Source organism: Xanthomonas sp. WHRI 6106, from assembly GCF_040202405.1.
In the GTDB taxonomy this organism is placed as follows: domain Bacteria; phylum Pseudomonadota; class Gammaproteobacteria; order Xanthomonadales; family Xanthomonadaceae; genus Xanthomonas; species Xanthomonas cannabis.
In genome coordinates this window covers 227,072-246,827 of record NZ_JBEGFC010000001.1, presented here as the reverse complement: position 1 = coordinate 246,827, position 19,756 = coordinate 227,072, and the positions used below count along the sequence as shown (strand labels likewise).

Sequence of the window (19,756 nt, the reverse complement as noted above, 5' to 3'; positions counted from 1 at the left end):
CACAGAAACATTCGGAGAAATCCTTTGGCTGAAATCATCGTAGTCACCTCCGGCAAGGGCGGCGTCGGCAAGACCACCACCAGCGCGAGCCTGGCCTGCGGGCTGGCAAAGCGCGGCAAGAAGGTGGCCGTCATCGACTTCGACGTCGGTCTGCGCAACCTCGACCTGATCATGGGCTGCGAGCGGCGCGTGGTGTACGACTTTGTCAACGTCGTGCATGGCGAAGCCACGCTCAAGCAGTCGCTGATCAAGGACAAGCGCTTCGACAACCTGTACGTGCTGGCGGCCTCGCAGACGCGCGACAAGGATGCACTGACCCAGGAAGGCGTGGAAAAGGTGCTCAAGGATCTGGCCGCCGACGGTTTCGATTACATCGTCTGCGATTCGCCGGCCGGTATCGAGAAGGGCGCGTTCCTGGCGATGTATTTCGCCGACCGCGCGGTGGTGGTGGTCAACCCGGAAGTGTCCTCGGTGCGCGACTCCGACCGCATCATCGGCCTGCTCGACTCCAAGACCCGCAAGGCCGAGGAAGGCAAGGCGGTACCGGCCTTCCTGCTGCTGACCCGTTACAGCCCCGGCCGCGTGGAAGGCGGCGAGATGCTGAGCATCACCGACGTGGAAGAAGTGCTGGGGCTCAAGGCCATCGGCGTGATTCCCGAGTCCGGCGATGTGCTCAATGCCTCCAACAAGGGCGAGCCGGTGATCCTGGACGCCGAATCCCCGGCCGGTCAGGCGTATGACGACGCAGTCGCCCGCATCATGGGCGAGGAGCGCCCGATGCGATTCACATCCGTGGAGAAGAAAGGCTTCTTCAGCAAGCTGTTCGGAGGGTAAGCATGGGCCTGCTCGATTTTCTCAAGAGCAAGAAGAACACCGCCGAGACGGCCAAGAACCGCCTGCAGATCATCATTGCGCAGGAGCGCAACCACCGTGGCGGGCCGGATTACCTGCCGCTGATGCAGCGCGAATTGCTGGAAGTGATCAAGAAATACGTCAACATCGATGCCGATGCGGTGCGGGTTGATCTGGTCAAGGATGGCGAACACGACGTGCTCGATATCACGGTCGCGCTGCCGGAAGACGGCGACAAGTAAGCGACCTCGCGCTGCGGCCATGCCGTCCGCCCACACGGGCGCGCTGCATGGCCGCAGCGGCGACCTTCTGCCGACGGTACCGTGTTCGCACGGTACCGTTTTGGTGTCTGTCCCACCGCGCCCTGCGGCGCGCCCGACCGCGAGCGACTGCGCGTGACTGCTGACCCTGCCCCGGTGCCTGATGCTTCCCAAGTGCTGTGCGTGGCCGATATCGGCCTGGAGGCGCCGACGGCGTTGCTCGGCCGCTACGGCCTGCGCCTGCACCGCGTCGACGCGGGCGCACCGATTCCCGGCAGTTTCTGGGGCGAACCGGAGGCCGGCATCATCGGCTGCGATGTCTATGTGCGCGATGACACCCCGGTGCATTCGATGCTGCATGAAGCCGGGCACCTGATCGTGTTGCCAGCCGACAGGCGTGCAGCCGTGCACACCGATGCCACCGATTCGGTGGATGAGGAAGACGCCACCTGCTACCTGCAGATCCTGCTGGCCGAACAGCTGCCCGGGGTGGGCAGCGCGCGGTTGATGGCCGACATGGACGCCTGGGGCTACACCTATCGCCTGGGCTCCACGCGCGCCTGGTTCGAGCAGGATGCCGAGAACGCGCGCAGCTGGTTGAACGCGCGCGGGTTACTGCCTGCCTGAGGCCGGTGCACCCGCCGTGCTGGCATCGACCAGATCCAGCGTGGCCACCGTGCCCTGCCCTGCATCGGATGCAAGGCTCAGCTTCCAGCCCAGGTGCTCGCACAGCCGGCCGATCAGCTCCAGCCCGATGCCATTGCCCTGGCGTGCATTGCCGCGCGCCAAGCGGGCGTAGATGGCGCTGACTTCTTCCGGCGTCATGCCGTGGCCCGGGTCGGCGATGCGCACCGTGCCCGGTGCCGAGAGCGAAATCCGGATGATGCCGCGGTCGCTGTTTTCGATGGCATTGCGCAGCAGATTGCCGATGGCGGTCTGCACGATGGCCACCGGCGCGGTCAGGCTGCAGGCCGGCAGCGGGTCGATGACCAGCTGCAGGTCCTTGTCGGCACACAGATGCGCATGGTCGGCAACGATGTCCGGCAGCAGCTGATCCAGCCGCAGCGTATCGCTGCTGCGCACCAGCCGGCCCGGGTCCTTGGCCAGCACCAGCAACAAGGTGATCAGCTGCTCCACCGCCGCGCTGGTCTGGGCGATGCGCTGCAGCTGATGACGCACGGCTGGCGGCGTGCCGGGTTGTTCGAGCGCCAGCTCCACCGCATTGCCGATCACCGCGATCGGCGTGCGCAGCTCGTGGCTGGTGCTGTCGATGAAGGCACGTTCGCGCTCGACGAAGTGGCGGTTGCGCTCCAGATAATCGTTGAGCGCATCGGCGATGACGTACAGCTCGGCGCTGCCCTGTGCGCCCACCGCGACCTGCTGCGCGCGCTGCTCCGGGCGCAGCGCGCCGATGTCGCGGGCCAGTTCCACCAGCGGGCGCACCAGGCGCGCCATCGCATAGGTACCCATCAGCACGGTGATGCCGATCAGCGCGATGCCGGCGGCCAGCATCCAGCGGGTCAGGAACTTTTCCAGCGCCTCGAAATCGGTGATGTCCAGCACCAGCGCCAGGCGGCCGGCCTGGGGGGTATCGCGCACCATCACCGCGCTCTGGCGGCCGGCCACCTCCAGCTCGTCGTGCAGACCCGGGTGCAGGGTGCGCAGCACCGGCGGCACGCCTGACGAGCCATCGATGCGGTACAGCCGCAAGGTGTCCGAGTCCTGCCAGCGGTAGTCCGGATTCTGCGTGCTGCGGTCGAGGATGCTGTCCAGCTCGGAGTTCAGCAGCGAGCGCCACACGCCATGCTCTGCGCGCTCGTGCAGGTACTGCGCGGTGCCGAACACCGCCAGCGTCATCAGCAGCGTGTACCCGAACAGCCACACCATGACGCGGCGGCCCAGCGGGCGCTGCTTAGCCATCGACGCTGTCGCTGCGTGCAGGCTCGCTGCCGCTGTCGAGCTCGGCCAGGCGGTAGCCGAGCCGCGGCAGGGTGTGGATCAACTTCTGCGCGAACGGGCCGTCCACGCTGCGGCGCAATTCGTAGATATGCGAACGCAGCATGTCGCCATCGGGCGGGTCGTCGCCCCACAGCGATTGCTCCAGCCGCTGCCGGGTCACCGCCGCCGGGCTGGCCTGCATCAGCACCTCCAGCAATTTGCGGCAGGCCGGATACAGGTGCAGCGCCTGGCCGGCGCGGGTGGCCTCCAGCGTGGCCAGATCCAGGCGCAGGTCGGCCACCTGCAACAGCTTGCCGCGGCGGCGGCCGTGCGCACGCGCCAGCAAGGCGTCGATGCGCACTTCCAGCTCGGGCAGTGCGAACGGTTTGGTCAGGTAGTCGTCGGCGCCGGCGCGGAAGCCGGCGATCTTGTCGGGCAGCTCGTCACGGGCGGTGAGCATGATCACCGGCAATTCGGACTGATGCTGCTCGCGCAGGCGGCGCAACACTTCCGGGCCGTCCATGCGCGGCATCATCCAGTCCAGCACCAGCACGTCGTACTGCTGGGTGGTGGCCAGGTGCAGGCCGGTGACGCCGTCGGGCGCTGCGTCCAGGGTGTGCCCGCGCGCTTCGAAATAGTCGAACAGGTTGGCAACCATGTTGCGGTTGTCTTCGATGACCAGCAGCCGCATGCGCGCGATTCCAGAACGGCCCGACCGGGACGGTGTGCGCATCCTAACCGAGGCAAGCCGAACGCGGCCGGTATTGCCGGATCGCCTCGCAATCGGGTGTGCTCAAGACCCCGTCACGCTGTAACGCCTGCACTGCGGCGTGTGCTCCGCTTGCGCGGTTCCGACAAATTTCCGACCTGTTTGCCAGATAGTGTGTGCCCGCATTCACTCAGGGCGTGCGCGTGTTGGCTGCCATCTCTGCCTTCTCATCCCGCCAGCGCGCGCTGATGACCGCGTTGCTGTTGATCGTGATCAGCCTGCTGGCCGGGCTGGGCATGCGCCAGCCCAACCCGCCGGACGAGCCGCGCTTCGTGCTGGCCGCGCGCACGATGGTCGAAAGCGGCCAGTGGCTGCTGCCGCACCGAGGCAGCGAGCTGTATGCGGAAAAGCCGCCGGTGTTCATGTGGCTGCAGGGCGCCACCTACACGCTGATTCCGCATTGGCCAATCGCGTTTCTACTGCCTTCGCTGCTGGCCGCGCTGGCCACGCTGTGGCTGACCTGGGACATGACCCGCCGGCTGTGGAACCGGCGCGTGGCGGTGTATGCGGTGCTGGCCTTGTTCACGGTGCTGCAGTTCGGCCTGATGGCCAAGCGTGCGCAGATCGACATGGTGCTGGTGGCGCTGACCACCCTCTCGCTGTGGGGGCTGCTGCGGCATGTGTTGCGCGGGCCGGACTGGCGCGCCTGGACGCTGGGGCTGTTTGCCGCCGGAGTCGGCACGGTGACCAAGGGCGTCGGCTTCCTGCCGCTGTTGCTGCTGTTGCCTTGGATGGCGCTGCCACGCCGGCACTGGAGCGTGTTGCCGGCCCGTGCGCAGGCAGGGCGCAGCTGGCTGCTGGTGCTGCCGGCGTTCGTGGCCGGTACGGCGGTGTGGCTGGGGCCGCTGTGCATTGCGCTACTGCACAGCGACGACCCGCAGCTGCACGCTTACGCGCACGAGTTGTTGTTCAAGCAAACCGGCACGCGGTACGCGCACGCCTGGCATCACGTCAAACCGTTCTGGTACTACCTGCAGGTGATCGCCACTTTGTGGCTGCCCGGCTGCCTGTTGCTGCCGTGGCTACTGCCGGCCTGGTGGCGGCGACTGCGCCGCGGCGACCCACGCTATGTGCTGCTGCTGGCCTGGAGCGTATTGGTACTGCTGTTCTTCAGCGCCAGCCCGGGCAAGCGGGAGGTCTATATCTTTCCGATGTTGCCGGCGTTGTGCGTTGCAGCCGCGCCGCTGCTGGCCGGGCTGTTGCGCCGACGCGGCGTGCGCGTGTTGCTGGGCGGCTATGTGCTGCTGCTTGCGCTGGTCGGGTTGATCCTTGGAGGCGGCATCGCGCTGCATCTGCACTGGGCGGAAAACCCGGCACTGAAACGCGGGATGGAACTGGCTTCGCTGCAGTCGGTGGGGTTCTGGCTGATCGGCCTGGGCGTGGTCGCCCTGGCTGCACTCGTCTGGTCGCGTGGCAGACGCGCGGGCACCGCGTTGGTGGTGACGACCGCCGCGCTATGGACGGTGTACGGCCTGGGCTTGATGCCGGCGCTGGACCCGTACAGTTCGTCCGCGCGTCTGATGCAGCGGGTGGGCCAGCGCATCGGGCCGGACGCGGAGTTGGGCATGCTGGCCTGGCGCGAGCAGAACCTGCTGCAGGCCGATCGCCCGGTCACCGACTTCGGCTTCAAGGCGAGTTGGCAGGAGCAGTGGGCCAAGGCGGGCCCCTGGCTCGCGCAGGCGCCGGAGCGACGTTGGCTGTTCGTGCTCCGGCAGGCGGTGCCGGCGTGTATCGACCCTGCGCAACGCATCGATATCGGCGAATCCAATCGCAATCAATGGCAGTTGGTGCCGGGCACTGCGTGGCATGTTGGATGCGCTGCCACGGCGTCTGACAGCGCGCAAACCGGCAATGACGACGAGACAGACTGAACGCTTGGTGTCGGGTTAACACCTGAGCAACTCCGGTCCGACCGCTCTCCGACATCCGGGTTTCGAAGATGCCGGGCATTGACACAGACCGGCATCTCGATGAGCTCGTTTCCTTTCCATGCGCCCAGCGTGGCGCACACCGCCGGCGATCTGCAGGCGCAGTTTCTTGTTCGGCATCTGTGGCTGCCGCTGGCCTGCGTGCTGTTGGCGAGTGCGCTGCTGATGGGCGCCGGTGGCGACCAGTGGATTGCCGACGCGCTGTATCGGCTGGAAGGCGGGCATTGGCTGCTCAAGGACCATTGGTTTACCAGCGGCGTGATCCACCGTGTGGGCAAAGGGTTGAGCACGACTGCCGGTGTCAGCGTGTTGGTGCTGGCCAGCCTTGCGTGGTGCCGGCCGCGTCTGAAGGGATTGCGCTGGCCGCTGACGTATCTGGCCGCATCGGTCGCACTGTCGACCTCGCTGGTGTCGTTGCTCAAGTCGTGGACTGCGATGGACTGCCCGTGGGATCTGAGTCGCTATGGCGGCACGCACGCGATGATCGGGCTGTTTGAATCGCGCAACGGCATTGCTGCGTCCGGTTGTTTTCCGGCAGGCCATGCCAGTGCCGGTTATGCGTGGGTGGCGCTGTATTTCTGTGCGCTGGCGCTCCGTCCTGCATGGCGCTTTGCAGGCTTGTTCGCAGGCTTGACAGCAGGTCTCATTTTCGGTGTTGCGCAACAACTGCGTGGCGCGCATTTTCTCTCGCACGATGTCTGGTCGTTGGCGGTGTGCTGGGTGAGCGCACTGGCACTGTACGGCGTGATGCTGCAACGACCGCGTCGCGCGCTTGGTTTGATGTTGCTATCGGGGGACGCAGCATGAGCACCTGGTTACCGGAACCGCGCGGGCGGAGTGGCCTGCGCGCGCTGACATGGAGTACGCGGCCGACAGTGTCGACCGAAGCGCTGGTATTACTGTCGAGCCTGTTTTTCGCGCTGGTGTGCAACCAGCTGTTCTGGCGCACCGCAATGGCCACGCATCCGGGCAGCCTTGGATTTGCGGTGTCATTGATGGCGCTGCTGGTCGCCGTGCATGCGCTGCTGCTCGGGGTGCTGGTCTGGCGCTGGAATGCCAAGCCGCTGCTCACGCTGCTGCTGTTCACCACCGCCCTGGCCGCGCACTACATGGACAGCTACAACGTCTATCTGGATGCGGACATGCTGCGCAACGTGCTGCATACCGACCACAAGGAGTCGCGCGAGCTGCTCACGCCCGGCCTGATCTTGCCGCTGGTGGGCTACTTCCTGATCCCGACCACGTTGCTGTGGCACACGCGTCTGCGCGCTCGCAGCGTGGGCAGGGCGTTCCTGGTGCGGGTGGGGTTTTTGCTGGCGGTCGCGCTGGTGGGCGCTGCGGGCACGCTGCTGTCGTCGCAGGATATTTCGGCATTGATGCGCAACCACCGTGAGGTGCGCTATCTGGCCACGCCGATCAACTACATCGTGGCGCTGCGGCAGAACCTCAAATCCGAATCGCCGATCAAGCATGCGCCCAAGCAGCCGATCGAACACGACGCCACGGCCACACCGCGCGCTGCCGGCAGCCGCCCGCGCCTGTTGCTGCTGGTGCTGGGCGAAACGGCGCGTGCGCAGAACTGGGGCCTCAACGGCTATGCGCGCCAGACCACCCCTGAGCTGGCCCAGGCCGGGGTCATCAACTTCCCGGACATGCATTCGTGCGGTACCAGCACCGAGGTCTCGGTGCCCTGCATGTTTTCGCCATTCGGCCGCCGCGACTACAACGAAGACAGGATCCGCGGGCATCAATCGTTCCTGCATGTGCTCGAACACGCCGGCATCTCCACGCTGTGGCGCGACAACCAGTCCGGCTGCAAGGGTGTATGCGACGGACTGGAACTGCAGAAGCTCGACGATGCCACCACGCCGGGCCTGTGCGCCGATGGCCGCTGCATGGACGAAATCCTGCTAAGCGATCTGGCCGCGCAGGTGCGGGCAAAGCCTGGCGACCGCGTGGTGGTACTGCATCAACTGGGCAGCCACGGCCCGAGCTATTTCGAACGCTATCCGGCGCACTTCGAACGCTTCAAACCGGTTTGCAGGACCGCCGACCTGGGCAGCTGCAGCCGCCAGAGCATCGTCAATGCCTACGACAATTCGATCAGCTACACCGACCATTTCCTCAACCAGGCCATCCACACCTTGCGTGGGCTACAGGACTACGACACGGCCATGATTTATCTCTCCGACCATGGCGAATCGCTGGGCGAAAAAGGCCTGTACCTGCATGGCGTGCCGTATGCGATCGCGCCCAAGGAGCAGACCCATGTGCCGATGGTGATGTGGTTCTCGCCGGAGTTCGCGCGCGACCGCGGCCTGGACGAGGCCTGCCTGCGCCACCGCGCCGGGCAGTACACCGATCAGGATGCGCTGTTTCCTTCGGTGCTGGGCCTGATGCAGGTCAGGACCAGCGTGTATGCGCGCGAGCGGGACGTGTTCGCGCAATGCACGGGCAAGCGCTGAGCTGAGCGCGTCCATGCCTTCAGCGCGCGCAGCAGGCGGGCGCGGGCGGTGCTCGGCGCCGCATCTCCACCTGCGGCGTTGCAGCTTGGGCGCCGATCACACCGCCTGACCCTGGTCTGCCAGGGTCTGCGCGCGCGCCAACCATTCTGCCGGATTGCTGCCCGGATCGATCGTCGCGGCGTGACGCCGACCGCCGCACCGCTTGCCCTGAAGACCGGCGCGCTCTAGCCTTCGCCGGACTTCACCGCAAGGACCACCCGTGAATCCTCGTCTGCTGTTGCTGGCGCTGGCCGTTGCCGCCGGCGCGTTGTCGCTGTCGGCCTGTCGCAAGGATGCCGCACCGCCGGTCACGCCGGCCGCACCCAACGCCGCGCCGGGCGAAACTGCCGACCAGTTCGTTGCGCGCATCAGCGCCGAGTACAAGGCGGCCTACCCGGAAGTCACCGCGGCGCAGTGGCTGTCGTCCACCTACATCAACGGCGATTCGCAACTGCTGGCCGCCAAGGCCAACGAGCGTTCGCTGGCGCAGCTGGATCGCTGGATCGAACAATCCAAGCACTACGCGGGCACGTCAATGTCGGCCGACAGCGCGCGTGCGCTGCAGTTGCTCAAATTGATGAGCGCCCTGCCCGCTCCGCGCGACCCGGCCAAACTGGCCGAACTCACCCGCATCGCCGCCAAGATGGAAGGCGACTACGGCGCCGGAACCTATTGTGTGGGCGATGGCGAGCAACGCCGCTGCCGCCAGCTGGGCGAGCTGGAGCAGGTACTGGCCAGCAGCCGCGACTACAACGAACAACTCGATGCCTGGCAGGGCTGGCATCGCACCGCGCAGCCGATGCGCAAGGACTACCAGCGCTTTGCCGAGCTGGCCAACGAAGGCGCGCGCGGCCTGGGGTTTGCCGATGTCGGCGTGATGTGGCGCAGCGGCTACGACATGCCGCCGCAGCAGCTGGCCAGCGAAACCGACCGCCTGTGGGAGCAGGTCAAACCGCTGTACGCACAGCTGCAGTGCTATGCGCGCGGCAAGCTGGACACGCAATACGGCAAGGACAAGGGCGAGCTTCCCGGCGGCCTGTTGCCGGCGCATCTGATGGGCAACATGTGGCAGCAGGACTGGAGCAATCTGTGGGACCTGTTGCAGCCCTACCCCGGCGCCGGCGATCTGGACATCACTTCAGCCCTGGAAAAGCAGTACCAGGGCAATCTGAGCGCAGTGCTGGCACGCAATACCGGTGGCGACGGCGGCACCGCGGCACGCTTCAATGCCGAGCGCGAGGCGCAGCTGCGCACCGCCAGGCAGATGACCGAGCGCGCGCAGGATTTCTACACCTCGCTGGGCATGCCCAAGTTGCCGGACACCTACTGGCAGCGCTCGCAGTTCATCAAACCGCTGGACCGCGATGTGGTCTGCCACGCCAGCGCCTGGGACATGAACATGGGCGGCGAGGCGAACCAGAACATCGGTGCGGACGTACGCACCAAGATGTGCATCAAACCCACCGAGGAAGACTTCACCACCATCTACCATGAGCTGGGCCACATCTATTACGACCTGGCCTACAACCCGTTGCCGCCGCTGTTCCAGAACGGTGCCAACGATGGGTTTCATGAAGCGATCGGCGACACTATCGTGCTGGCGATGACGCCCAGGTATCTGCAGTCGATCGGCATGGTGGGCGAACAACAGGCCGGCCGCGAGGCGTTGATCAACTCGCAGATGCGCATGGCCTTGAGCAAGGTGGCATTCCTGCCGTTCGGCCTGATGATCGACCGCTGGCGCTGGGGGGTGTTCGATGGCTCGATTCCGCCGGAGCGCTACAACCAGGCCTGGTGGGAACTGAAAGCCCGCTATCAAGGCGTGGCGCCGGCAACCGCGCGCGACGAAGCGTTCTTCGATGCCGGCGCCAAATACCATGTGCCGGGCAACACCCCCTACACGCGCTACTTCCTGGCGCACATCCTGCAATTCCAGTTCTACAAGGGCCTGTGCCAGGCCGCCGGCCACCAGGGCCCGTTGTACGAGTGCAGCTTCTACGGCAACAAGGACGCCGGGCAGAAATTCTGGTCGATGCTGCAACGTGGAGCGAGCCAGCCGTGGCAGACCACGCTGAAGGAACTCACCGGCAGCGACAGACTCGACGCCGGCCCGATGCTGGAATATTTCGCGCCGATGAGCGAGTGGCTGAAGCAGCAGAACCAGGGGCAGATGTGCGGGTGGCAGGCGACTGCGCCTGCTGCCGCGAGCAACGCGCCTGCGCCTGCCGCGCTGCACTGACGCGCCGCTGTCGCTGCGGCATGCGGCGGCCGTCACCAGGGCCGCCGCCTAACGTTCCTTTGATAAACGCCTAAAACGCCGGCGATATACTGCGCGCCCGCTGCACAGGCGCAGCATGCAGGAAGCATCCTAATGAGCAACGCCTCCACCGGCCCGGACGCGCGCGATGTGGACCGCAACACGCAGTTCATCGACGATGCGAACGATCGCGCGTTCGACCCGACCTACAGCAGCTCCAACAGCGAATACGCGGCGAAGGTGGGAAGCGGCACCATCTCGGTCACCCCGGCAGAGCAGTCGGCCAAAGTTTCGCAGACCAGCGAGCAGAGCAGCGGCAGCCCGACGCAGCCACCGGGCGAGACCAGCCTGCGTCGCGGCGGCGCGCTGAGCGCAGGCATGCTCAGCGATGCCGATGCAAAGACCACCACCTTCAGCCTTGAGGCCGACGCACAGACCGGCCAGCACCAAAGCCTGCAATCCAAGCTCGGCGACAGCAAGCTGAGCATCGAGGCAGGCGCCAGTGCCGGGCAGCGCATGCGCTACGTAGTGACGCTGCCCGGTGTCGATCAACCGCTGGAAGCCGCCAGGCGAGTCAATCCGCTGCAGCCGGAGAGCCTTCCGATCGGCGCACGCGCGGTGATGGACACCCAGACTTTTGTGCAGCGCGAATCCTCGGCAAGCCTGCGATCGCTGAGCACGCAGAGCGAGATCACCGAAGCCAGCGGCCGCAGCTACATGATCGAACGCGTCGACGAGCGCCACGTGCGGGTGGTGACTGGGCCGAACGCGGCCATCGAGGCGGTGAATGCGTTGGGCATCAAGGCCGGACCGGCGCAGGCCCTGCTCGGACGCGCCGACTCGCTGGGCCAGTCGCAGGTGCACAGCGCGCAATTCGACCTGGCCGATCCGCGTGCGCTTGCGGCCATGGGCGCGTTCGTGCGCGAGGGCAAGATTGCCCCGGGCGTGCCCGGCGTCGATGAGATGCAGACGCTGGAACGGATCAATTTCAGCTCGCAGCAGCGTCTGCAGCTGGAACTGGGCCCGCTCAGCGCCGATGTCGCCGGCAACCGCAACCAAGGCAGCCAGGTGCGCATCAGGACGCCGGGCCAGGACGGCTACACCGTGGTGCAGCAGCTGCAGTACGGCGACAACGTGCCGCTGACGATCGTGCGCCAGTACGACGGCAACGATGCCGAACGCGTGGAGCAGCGCAGCTACCGTTTCGAGATCGATGGCGATGTGGCCGCGCCGGGCTTGTTGCAGCGCCTGGGCGGGCGCAACGAGGCCAGCGAGGAAAAGGCGATCGCGCAGACCCTCAACAGCGCGTTGAGCGGCGACATGGCGGGCACTGGCGCAATCGCGCCAGGGCAGAAAACCACGCTGGAATTCAGCGAGGTGCAGATGCAGGCACTGCTGGAGCAGACCCGCGCCAGCGCCGACGCCGGCAAGATCGGCGGCAGCGCGTTGACGGCGCTGGTCGGCGACCGCAACGCCCCGTCGCAGTCGTCCGAGCAGTTCGCAATCGCGATGGCGCGCAATGTGGGTGGATCGCCTTATGGGTTTGCCGAGCGGCTGCAGCGCATCGCCGACGGTGCCGACGGAACATACGACGGCCAGCTGCAGCGTGTGGATGCCACCGTACTGCCGCGACCGACGGACGCCACCCCGACGCTGCCGGACCCGCGCGATGCAACGCACCCGGATCATGCATTGCTGCAGCAATGCACGGCGGCAGTGGAGCGCCTGCAGGCGACGCCCGGCCCTGCGGCCGGGATGGACAGCGAACGCCTGGCCTTGGGGTCGGTGGTAGCCGCACGCGAGAATGGCTTGCAGCGGGTCGATCACGTGCTACTCGGCAACGATCCCGCGCGCGGGTTCGTGGTGCAGGGAGCGCTCGACTCGCCAGCGCATTTGCGGGGCAGCTTCGATGCCAAGGCTGTGCAGGAGGAGCCCATTGCCAACAGCCTGCAACGCCTGCAGGCGCTGGAAACCGGCACGGAGCGCGATGCCGCCACGCAGGCGCAGGCGTCGCAGCAGGAAACGCAGCGACAGGCGCAGGCGCGCTGAGACTGCGCGCTGGGGGCTGCACCTGGATTCCCCGATCGAAAGCGTTCGAAGACACGCATGGCCAACCGCGATGTTGGCCCGGTGGGCTGGACGGGAACGATGATCTGCTGGCTGGCCGGTGATACCGCGCGCCACACCTGCCAGGCAGCAGATCTAACACCGGCCTGCTGCACATCCTTGCAGCAGGCACAGCAACCCGGTACCCCGGTAACCCGATAACCCGTTCTAAACGGCGCATCTCTCAAGGCACCAGCGAAGGCACACGGCGAGCGTGGCTCAATTGAGCTTGGCGCCGCCCTGCAGCCGCTCGCTCAGCCGGGTCTTGAATTGTTCAAACTCCATGCCGTCGGCCCGGGCTTCGGCGTGCGCGGCGTCCTTAAGGGCGTCCGAGTAGGTCAGGCGCACCGGCGTACCCTGGCGTTCGTGCAGTTCGGCCGCGCGCATGATCAGCGCCAGCACCTGCGCGGCGCTGGTGCTTTCGCCGGCGATGCGGCCGTCCATGCCCAGCACCCATTCGCCGTCGCGGCGGACGATGCCGGCCAGCAGGGTGCGCTGCTGGTCGCGGAGTTCTGCATGCGGTTCGATCGGCGAGTCGGCCGTGGCCTTGGCGGCAGCCTGGTTGCGCTGGCGCTCGGCGGCGCGTTTGCGGGCATCGCGGCGCAACTTGGAATCGGTGGACATGCGGGCTCCTGTGGGATCAAAGGTGGTCGGCCGGCTCCAGAGGCACTGCCTCGGTGGCCTGGCGGTGCCGTAGACGGCGGCCGCTGCGGCGCTCCCAACGCCAGAATAGCCAGCCCAGCAAGAAAAAACCGGTCATCCCGATCGCCAGATGCCGCGGGTGTTCACTCAGCAGCGGCGACAGCACGCCGGCCACCACGGTATTGGTCATCAACTGGGTAAAGGCCTGCAGCGAGGACGCCAGCCCGCGCTGCTGCGGGTACATGTCCAGCACAGCCAGTGCCAGGATCGGGAAGATCAGCGCCATGCCGACGCCGGCCAGGAAGATCGGCAGCACCGCCCATGGCAGGGCGATCTGCGTCACCGACAAGGTGTAGCCCAGGTTGGCGAGCGCTGCCACGCCGCAGCAGATGAAGCCGATGCGGATCTGCCGCACCGGCTCCATGCGTCCGGCCATGCGCCCGGACAGGAACGAACCCAGCGTCATGCCGCCGATGGTGGGAATGAACAGCCAGGCGAAGTCGCCCTCGCCCAGACCCAGGTGCTGCATGATCAGCACCGGCGCCGAGGCGATGTACAGGAAGATGCCGGCGAAATTGAACGACCCGGCCGCGGCCAGCCGCTGGAAGCGCGGATTGAAGCCGATGCGCACGTAGTCCTGCAGCAGGCGCTTGAACTGCAGCGGTGTGCGTGCCTCCACCGGGTGGGTTTCCGGCAGCCAGGTCATGGTGGCCACCAGCAGCACCAGCCCGAACACCACCAGAAACCAGAAGATCAGCGGCCAGCCGGCACCGCTGAGCAAAATCCAGCCGCCGATGATGGGCGCGATGGCCGGCGCGATGCCAAAGATCATCGACACCTGGCTCATCAGCCGCTGCGCGTCCGGGCCATGGAACAGGTCGCGGATCACCGCCCGCCCGACGATCATGCCCACTCCGGCCGACAGGCCCTGCAAGGCGCGGAACGCCAGCAGCGTGGGCAGGTCCTGCGACAGCGCGCAGCCGATCGAGCCGGCAATGAACAGCACCAGCCCGCCCAGGATCACTCGCTTGCGGCCCCAGGCATCGGACAGCGGCCCGTGCGCGATGCTCATCACGCCATAGGCCAGCAGGTAGACGCTGATGGTCTGCTGGATCGCCACCTGGTCCACCGCCAGGCTGCGGCTGAGCCGCGAGAACGCCGGGAAGATGGTGTCGATGGAAAACGGGCCGAACATCGCCAGCCCGGCGAGCAGCAGCGCCATGCGCCGGGTGGAGGGCGTGGTGGGGGTCATGCAGGGATCCGAAACGTGATGCATCCGGGACGCACGCCGGCATCCGCCGGGGGCGGCACCGGATAGCGCGTGAGGGCGCCGATGATAGGCGCTTGCGCCGGCGAGGTTAAGCAAACCCAAGTGCACGGGCCGTTGCCGGCGACCCACGCGGGCCCGCCAGCATGCGCAGCCACGCTATAATCGGCTGGCAACACGGTGGGAGAAGCGGCACGGCCGCTGCCGAAGGCGCAACAGCCCGTAATCGCTCAGGCCCGATACCATCCGCAGTACAACTCTGGAGAGACCGGCCGATGCCGGCGCCGAAGGGGCACGGAACGCAGGCAGGCCAGGCGCCATGCCGCGTTTTTAAACTCTCAGGCAAAAGGACAGAGGGGCGCGAGGAAGACCGTCGCTACGGCGGGTTGCGGTGCGCCATGCGCGCCGGGCCGGCTGCGGGACGCGTCGACCATTCGTCTGTCCCCTGCCCCGGATGCCCGCCATGTCCCAGACCCCGTCTTCCCTGCGCGACCTCGAACACCACGGCGCGTTCGTCGAACGCCATATCGGCCCCAACGACGCGGAAATCGCGCAGATGCTCGGGGTGGTCGGCCACGCCTCGCTGGATGCGCTCACCGACGCCATCGTGCCGGGCAACATCAAGTCGCCGGCCGCGCTGGCGCTGCCCGATGCCATCACCGAAGAAGAAGCGCTGGCCAAGATCCGCGCCATCGCCGGCAAGAACCAGGTGCAGCGCACCTTCATCGGCCAGGGCTACTACGGCACCCATACGCCCAAGGTGATCCTGCGCAACATCCTGGAAAACCCGGCCTGGTACACCGCCTACACGCCGTATCAGGCGGAGATTTCGCAGGGCCGCATGGAAGCGCTGATCAACTTCCAGACCCTGTGCGCGGATCTGACCGGCATGCAGATCGCCAACGCCTCGCTGCTGGACGAAGCCACCGCCGCGGCCGAAGCGATGACGCTGGCCAAGCGCTCGGCCAAATCGAAGTCCGACATCTTCTTCGTGCACGACGCGGTGCATCCGCAGACGCAGGAACTGCTGCGCACGCGCGCCGAGCCGCTGGGCATCGTGCTGCGCGTGGGTACGCCGGAAGAAGCACTGCAGGCCGAATGCTTCGGCGTGCTGCTGCAGTACCCGGACAGCTTTGGGCATATCGGCGATCACGCCGCGCTGGCCGAGGCGGTGCATGCACAGGGCGGCCTGGTCGCAGTGGCCACCGACCTGCTCGCGCTGACCCTGATTGCCGCCCCCGGCGAATGGGGCGCGGACATCGTGGTCGGCAATTCGCAGCGCTTCGGCGTGCCGTTCGGCTTTGGTGGCCCGCATGCGGCCTTCATGGCCTGCCGCGATGCCTACAAGCGTTCGATGCCGGGCCGCCTGATCGGTGTGTCGATCGATGCCGCCGGCAACCCGGCCTACCGCCTCACCCTGCAGACCCGCGAACAACATATCCGCCGCGAGAAGGCCACCTCCAACATCTGCACCGCGCAGGTGCTGCTGGCGGTGATGGCCTCGATGTACGCGGTCTACCACGGCCCTGATGGCCTGACCCGCATTGCGCGCCGCACGCATCGCCTGGCGGCGATCCTGGCTGCTGCCTTGCGCAGCGCCGGCGTTACCGTGGGCGAACATTTCTTCGACACCCTGCACGTCAAGGCAATCGATGCCGACGCCATCCACGCCCGCGCGCGTGCGGCCGGCATCAACCTGCGCGCCATCGACAGCGAAGCGGTGGGCATCAGCCTGGACGAAACCACCACGCGCGCCGACGTGGTCGCGCTGGCGCAGCTGTTCGGTGCCACGGCCGATGTGGACGCGCTGGATGCCGCCACCGCCGATGCACTGCCGCAAGGCCTGCTGCGCACGACGCCGTTCCTGACCCACCCGGTGTTTAACACCCACCACAGCGAGCACGAACTGCTGCGCTACATGCGTTCGCTGGCCGACAAGGACCTGGCGATGGATCGCACCATGATCCCGCTGGGCAGCTGCACCATGAAGCTCAACGCCACCGCCGAAATGATCCCGGTGACCTGGCCGGAGTTCGGCGCGATCCACCCGCTAGCCCCGGCCGAACAGTCGGCCGGGTACGCGCAGCTGATCGACGAGCTGGAAGCGATGCTGGTCGAATGCACTGGCTACGACGCGGTGAGCCTGCAGCCCAATTCCGGCGCGCAGGGCGAGTACGCCGGCCTGCTGGCAATCCGTGCCTATCACCGCTCGCGCGGCGAAGCGCATCGCGACATCTGCCTGATCCCGGAATCCGCACACGGCACCAACCCGGCCTCCGCACAGATGTGCGGCATGACCGTGGTGGTCACCAAGTGCGATGCCAACGGCAACGTCGATGTCGAAGACATCCGCGCCAAGGCGGAGAAATATTCCGACCGCCTGGCCGCGCTGATGATCACCTACCCGTCCACGCACGGCGTGTTCGAAGAAGACGTGGTGGCGATCTGCGAAGCCGTGCATGCGCATGGCGGCCAGGTGTACACCGACGGCGCCAACATGAACGCGCTGGTCGGCGTGGCCAAGCCCGGCAAGTGGGGCTCGGACGTGTCGCACCTGAATCTGCACAAGACCTTCTGCATTCCGCACGGCGGCGGCGGCCCGGGCGTGGGCCCGTGTGCGGTCAAATCGCATCTGGCGCCGTTTCTACCGAGAACGCTGGGCGGCGAAGGCGATGTGGGCATGGTCAGCGCGGCCAGCTATGGCTCCGCCTCCATCCTGCCGATCAGCTGGATGTACGTGACCATGATGGGCAGCGCCGGCCTGCGCAAGGCCACGCAGGTGGCGCTGCTCAATGCCAACTACATCGCCAAGCGCCTGGCCCCGCACTACAAGACGCTGTACACCGGCCGCAACGGGCTGGTGGCGCATGAATGCATCCTCGACGTGCGCCCGTTGGAGAAGACCAGCGGCATCGGCGCCGAAGACATCGCCAAGCGGTTGATCGACTTCGGCTTCCACGCGCCGACCTTGAGCTTCCCGGTCGCCGGCACGCTGATGGTGGAACCCACCGAAAGCGAATCGCAGCATGAGCTGGACCGCTTCATCGACGCGATGATCCAGATCCGCGAAGAGATCCGCGCCATCGAGGACGGCCGCCTGGACCGCGAGGACAACCCGCTCAAGCACGCCCCGCACACTGCCACACAGGTCTCGGCCAGCGAGTGGACCCATGCCTACCCGCGCGAACTGGCCGCCTTCCCGCTGCCCAGCCTGAAGCAGCAGAAGTACTGGCCGCCGGTGGCGCGCGTGGACAACGTCTATGGCGACAAGAACGTGATGTGCGCCTGCATCCCGGTGGACGCGTACAAGGAAGACGCCGAAGCCTGAGTAGCGCACGCATGCTGCAAACAAAAAACCCAGCCGGAAACGGCTGGGTTTTTCATTGCGCGCAAGGCGCCTCGTTCATTTGCCTGGCCTACACGTGCAGTCGGGATGATGGCGGACGTCCTTACCGCACTGGCAGAGCCTCGCACATGCTTGAACTGAAACATCTCGGCGCCGTGCTGCTGGCCGCCTGCATGTTGGGCGGCTGCGCACCGCGTCGTCCCGGCGAGGTGCCGGCACTGGTGCAGGCGCACGATGCGCGCGCGGCGGTGGTGCAGACCGACGCCGGGCCTGTGCGCGGTGTGGCCAGCGCGCACGGCAAGGTCTTCCTGGGCATACCGTTCGCAGCGCCGCCGGTGGGTGCATTGCGCTTTCGCGCGCCACAACCGGTGCCGGCCTGGAAGGACGTGCGCGATGCCACGCACGCAGGGCCCGCCTGCCTGCCGCGCTATCGCGTCGGGCGCACGCATGTCTCCGAGGACTGCCTCACGCTGAACATCTATGCCCCGCCCGGCCCGGCCCCCGCGCATCCACGCGCGGTGATGGTATGGATCTATGGCGGTGCGCTGGAGCTGGGCAGCAATGCGGATTACGACCTGAGCGCACTGGCGGCGCGCCAGGATGTCATCGTGGTGGCGCCCAACTACCGGCTGGGCGTGTTCGGCTTTCTCGCGCACCCTGGCCTGCGTGGCGAGGGCGAAGGCGCGTATGCACTGCTCGACCAGCAGGCCGCGCTGCGCTGGGTACAACGCAATATCGCCGGGTTCGGCGGCGATGCACACAACGTCAGCGTGTTTGGTGAATCCGCCGGCGCATGGAGCATCTGTTACCAGCTCGCCTCGCCAACGGCCGAAGGGCTATTCCAGCGTGCCATCCTGCAAAGCGGCAGCTGCCTGGCCGCCGATTCCAGCGTGACCCGCGATGAAGCCGAACACGGCGGTGTGCGCATGGCGCAGGCGCTTGGCTGCACGCACACGGCGGACGTTGCAGCATGCCTGCGCGCGCTTCCTGCGGACACGCTGGCTGATGCAAAACCACAACGACGCGGGCTAACCGGCCGCGATGCATGGGCGCCGATGTCCGGTGGCCAGGTCTTGCCGCTGCCGCCAGCTGCCGCAATTGCCAGCGGCCAGCATGCGCAGGTGCCGGTGCTGATCGGCAACAATCGCGACGAAGGACGTTTGTTCGCGCAGCTGCTGTCCTACCTCGGCAAGCTCAGCCTGCGCAGCGGCTATGCAGCACGCGTGCAGCGCATGCATGCCTCGCCCGGTCCGATCATGGCGCAGTACGCTGATGTCGCTACGCACTCGCGCTGGGAGGCGCTTGCCGACATCGTCACCGACGGCGGCTTCGCCTGTCCGACGCGGAGGCTGGGCCAGGCATTGCGCACGCATGCCCCGGTGTACGCCTACGAGTTCGATGATCCGCAGGCGCCGTACGGGCTGCTGCGCCTGCCGTTCTCGCCGGCGTTGGGCGCCTTCCACGCCTCCGAGCTGGTGTATCTGTTTCAGCGCCCCTGGGTGCTCAGCGGCGATCCGCAGTTCAGTCCGGCGCAACAGGCGTTCTCCGACACGTTGCAGGACTACTGGGGCGCGTTCGCCCGCACCGGCGACCCGAACGGTCACGGCCGCCCGCACTGGCCGCAATTCGATGGCCGGACACCGCTGACCTTGTCGCCCGCCCGGGTCGGCGCAACGCCGGACTTCGTGCAACGGCACCGCTGCGGGTTCTGGGATGCACAGGCGCGCGCTGCCACGGCGAACGTCCCATCGCCTTCGCAACAGCATCAGCCCGACGTAACGCACGCTGCTCAACGATAGGACCGTTGTGGCCGAGCTGCCGTGCGATGCCGGCAGGCGCCCGCAACCGTGCATGCACGTCGCACGGGACACACGACCAACCGCCATC

The 19,756-nt window shown here is 66.8% G+C and carries 14 protein-coding genes and 1 riboswitch; of the genes, 10 read left to right on the top strand and 4 right to left on the bottom strand.

The window, feature by feature from the left end; genetic code table 11:
* Window positions 1-24: 24 nt before the first annotated feature.
* The 3 genes from minD (at window position 25) to ABQZ09_RS01135 (ending at window position 1,739) form a co-directional block, all read left to right on the top strand.
* Window positions 25-834 carry a septum site-determining protein MinD gene (gene minD / locus ABQZ09_RS01145; protein ID WP_012444318.1) on the top strand — a complete coding sequence of 270 codons (810 nt, stop codon included), beginning with the start codon at window positions 25-27 and terminating at the stop codon, window positions 832-834.
* A 2-nt stretch (window positions 835-836) separates the two neighbouring features.
* Window positions 837-1,094, top strand: a complete 258-nt coding sequence (gene minE / locus ABQZ09_RS01140) for a cell division topological specificity factor MinE (RefSeq protein ID WP_011036323.1) — start codon at window positions 837-839, stop codon at window positions 1,092-1,094.
* Window positions 1,095-1,247: 153 nt separating this feature from the next.
* Entirely contained in the window at window positions 1,248-1,739 is a 492-nt protein-coding gene (locus ABQZ09_RS01135; RefSeq protein WP_039409866.1) for a hypothetical protein, read from the top strand.
* Here the strand turns inward: ABQZ09_RS01135 and ABQZ09_RS01130 are convergent.
* Both ABQZ09_RS01130 and ABQZ09_RS01125 read right to left on the bottom strand, forming a co-directional pair.
* Entirely contained in the window at window positions 1,725-3,032 is a 1,308-nt protein-coding gene (locus ABQZ09_RS01130; protein WP_349775905.1) for a sensor histidine kinase, read from the bottom strand. The genes ABQZ09_RS01135 and ABQZ09_RS01130 overlap by 15 nt on opposite strands.
* Window positions 3,025-3,741 (bottom strand): response regulator transcription factor, encoded by a 717-nt coding sequence (locus tag ABQZ09_RS01125; RefSeq protein ID WP_166743392.1) that lies wholly within the window; start codon window positions 3,739-3,741, stop codon window positions 3,025-3,027. The genes ABQZ09_RS01130 and ABQZ09_RS01125 overlap by 8 nt, the downstream gene beginning before the upstream one ends.
* Before the next feature lie 215 nt (window positions 3,742-3,956).
* On the opposite strand from ABQZ09_RS01125, the gene ABQZ09_RS01120 reads away from it, so the two are divergent.
* The 5 genes from ABQZ09_RS01120 to ABQZ09_RS01100 all read left to right on the top strand — a co-directional run bounded on the left by ABQZ09_RS01120 (window position 3,957) and on the right by ABQZ09_RS01100 (window position 12,557).
* Window positions 3,957-5,690, top strand: a complete 1,734-nt coding sequence (locus ABQZ09_RS01120; protein WP_349776100.1) for an ArnT family glycosyltransferase — start codon at window positions 3,957-3,959, stop codon at window positions 5,688-5,690.
* Window positions 5,691-5,789: 99 nt separating this feature from the next.
* Window positions 5,790-6,554, top strand: coding sequence for a phosphatase PAP2 family protein (locus ABQZ09_RS01115; protein WP_349775904.1), 765 nt, complete (start codon window positions 5,790-5,792; stop codon window positions 6,552-6,554).
* Window positions 6,551-8,212 carry a phosphoethanolamine transferase gene (locus ABQZ09_RS01110; protein WP_349775903.1) on the top strand — a complete coding sequence of 554 codons (1,662 nt, stop codon included), beginning with the start codon at window positions 6,551-6,553 and terminating at the stop codon, window positions 8,210-8,212. Before ABQZ09_RS01115 ends, ABQZ09_RS01110 begins: the two co-directional genes overlap by 4 nt.
* A gap of 259 nt (window positions 8,213-8,471) precedes the next feature.
* Window positions 8,472-10,490: a M2 family metallopeptidase gene (locus ABQZ09_RS01105; RefSeq protein WP_184552483.1), complete on the top strand. Its 2,019-nt coding sequence runs from the start codon at window positions 8,472-8,474 to the stop codon at window positions 10,488-10,490.
* Window positions 10,491-10,622: 132 nt separating this feature from the next.
* Window positions 10,623-12,557 (top strand): XVIPCD domain-containing protein, encoded by a 1,935-nt coding sequence (locus tag ABQZ09_RS01100; protein WP_349775902.1) that lies wholly within the window; start codon window positions 10,623-10,625, stop codon window positions 12,555-12,557.
* A gap of 276 nt (window positions 12,558-12,833) precedes the next feature.
* Here ABQZ09_RS01100 and ABQZ09_RS01095 read toward each other — a convergent pair whose 3' ends face one another.
* The gene (locus ABQZ09_RS01095) at window positions 12,834-13,238 is read right to left on the bottom strand and encodes a hypothetical protein (protein ID WP_349775901.1); all 405 of its coding nucleotides are present in this window, start codon (window positions 13,236-13,238) and stop codon (window positions 12,834-12,836) included.
* Between the two features lie 16 nt (window positions 13,239-13,254).
* Complete coding sequence (locus ABQZ09_RS01090) at window positions 13,255-14,508, bottom strand: multidrug effflux MFS transporter (RefSeq protein ID WP_039565791.1); 1,254 nt, start codon at window positions 14,506-14,508, stop codon at window positions 13,255-13,257.
* Window positions 14,509-14,772: 264 nt separating this feature from the next.
* A riboswitch (glycine riboswitch) is annotated at window positions 14,773-14,887 on the top strand.
* Window positions 14,888-14,977: 90 nt separating this feature from the next.
* On the opposite strand from ABQZ09_RS01090, the gene gcvP reads away from it, so the two are divergent.
* A complete protein-coding gene (gcvP, locus tag ABQZ09_RS01085; protein WP_349775900.1) occupies window positions 14,978-17,851 on the top strand; it encodes an aminomethyl-transferring glycine dehydrogenase in 2,874 nt (957 codons plus the stop codon).
* Between the two features lie 146 nt (window positions 17,852-17,997).
* Complete coding sequence (locus ABQZ09_RS01080) at window positions 17,998-19,668, top strand: carboxylesterase/lipase family protein (RefSeq protein ID WP_349775899.1); 1,671 nt, start codon at window positions 17,998-18,000, stop codon at window positions 19,666-19,668.
* The last annotated feature ends 88 nt before the right edge of the window (window positions 19,669-19,756 follow it).

Bases quoted from the DNA above. Each gene is read 5' to 3' on its own strand.
- ABQZ09_RS01125 (WP_166743392.1), bottom strand. From the start codon at position 3,741: ATGCGGCTGCTGGTCATCGAAGACAACCGCAACATGGTTGCCAACCTG.
- ABQZ09_RS01115 (WP_349775904.1), top strand. From the start codon at position 5,790: ATGAGCTCGTTTCCTTTCCATGCGCCCAGCGTGGCGCACACCGCCGGC.
- gcvP (WP_349775900.1), top strand. From the start codon at position 14,978: ATGCCCGCCATGTCCCAGACCCCGTCTTCCCTGCGCGACCTCGAACAC.
- ABQZ09_RS01110 (WP_349775903.1), top strand. From the start codon at position 6,551: ATGAGCACCTGGTTACCGGAACCGCGCGGGCGGAGTGGCCTGCGCGCG.
- minE (WP_011036323.1), top strand. From the start codon at position 837: ATGGGCCTGCTCGATTTTCTCAAGAGCAAGAAGAACACCGCCGAGACG.
- ABQZ09_RS01100 (WP_349775902.1), top strand. From the start codon at position 10,623: ATGAGCAACGCCTCCACCGGCCCGGACGCGCGCGATGTGGACCGCAAC.
- ABQZ09_RS01080 (WP_349775899.1), top strand. From the start codon at position 17,998: ATGCTTGAACTGAAACATCTCGGCGCCGTGCTGCTGGCCGCCTGCATG.
- ABQZ09_RS01130 (WP_349775905.1), bottom strand. From the start codon at position 3,032: ATGGCTAAGCAGCGCCCGCTGGGCCGCCGCGTCATGGTGTGGCTGTTC.
- ABQZ09_RS01095 (WP_349775901.1), bottom strand. From the start codon at position 13,238: ATGTCCACCGATTCCAAGTTGCGCCGCGATGCCCGCAAACGCGCCGCC.
- ABQZ09_RS01090 (WP_039565791.1), bottom strand. From the start codon at position 14,508: ATGACCCCCACCACGCCCTCCACCCGGCGCATGGCGCTGCTGCTCGCC.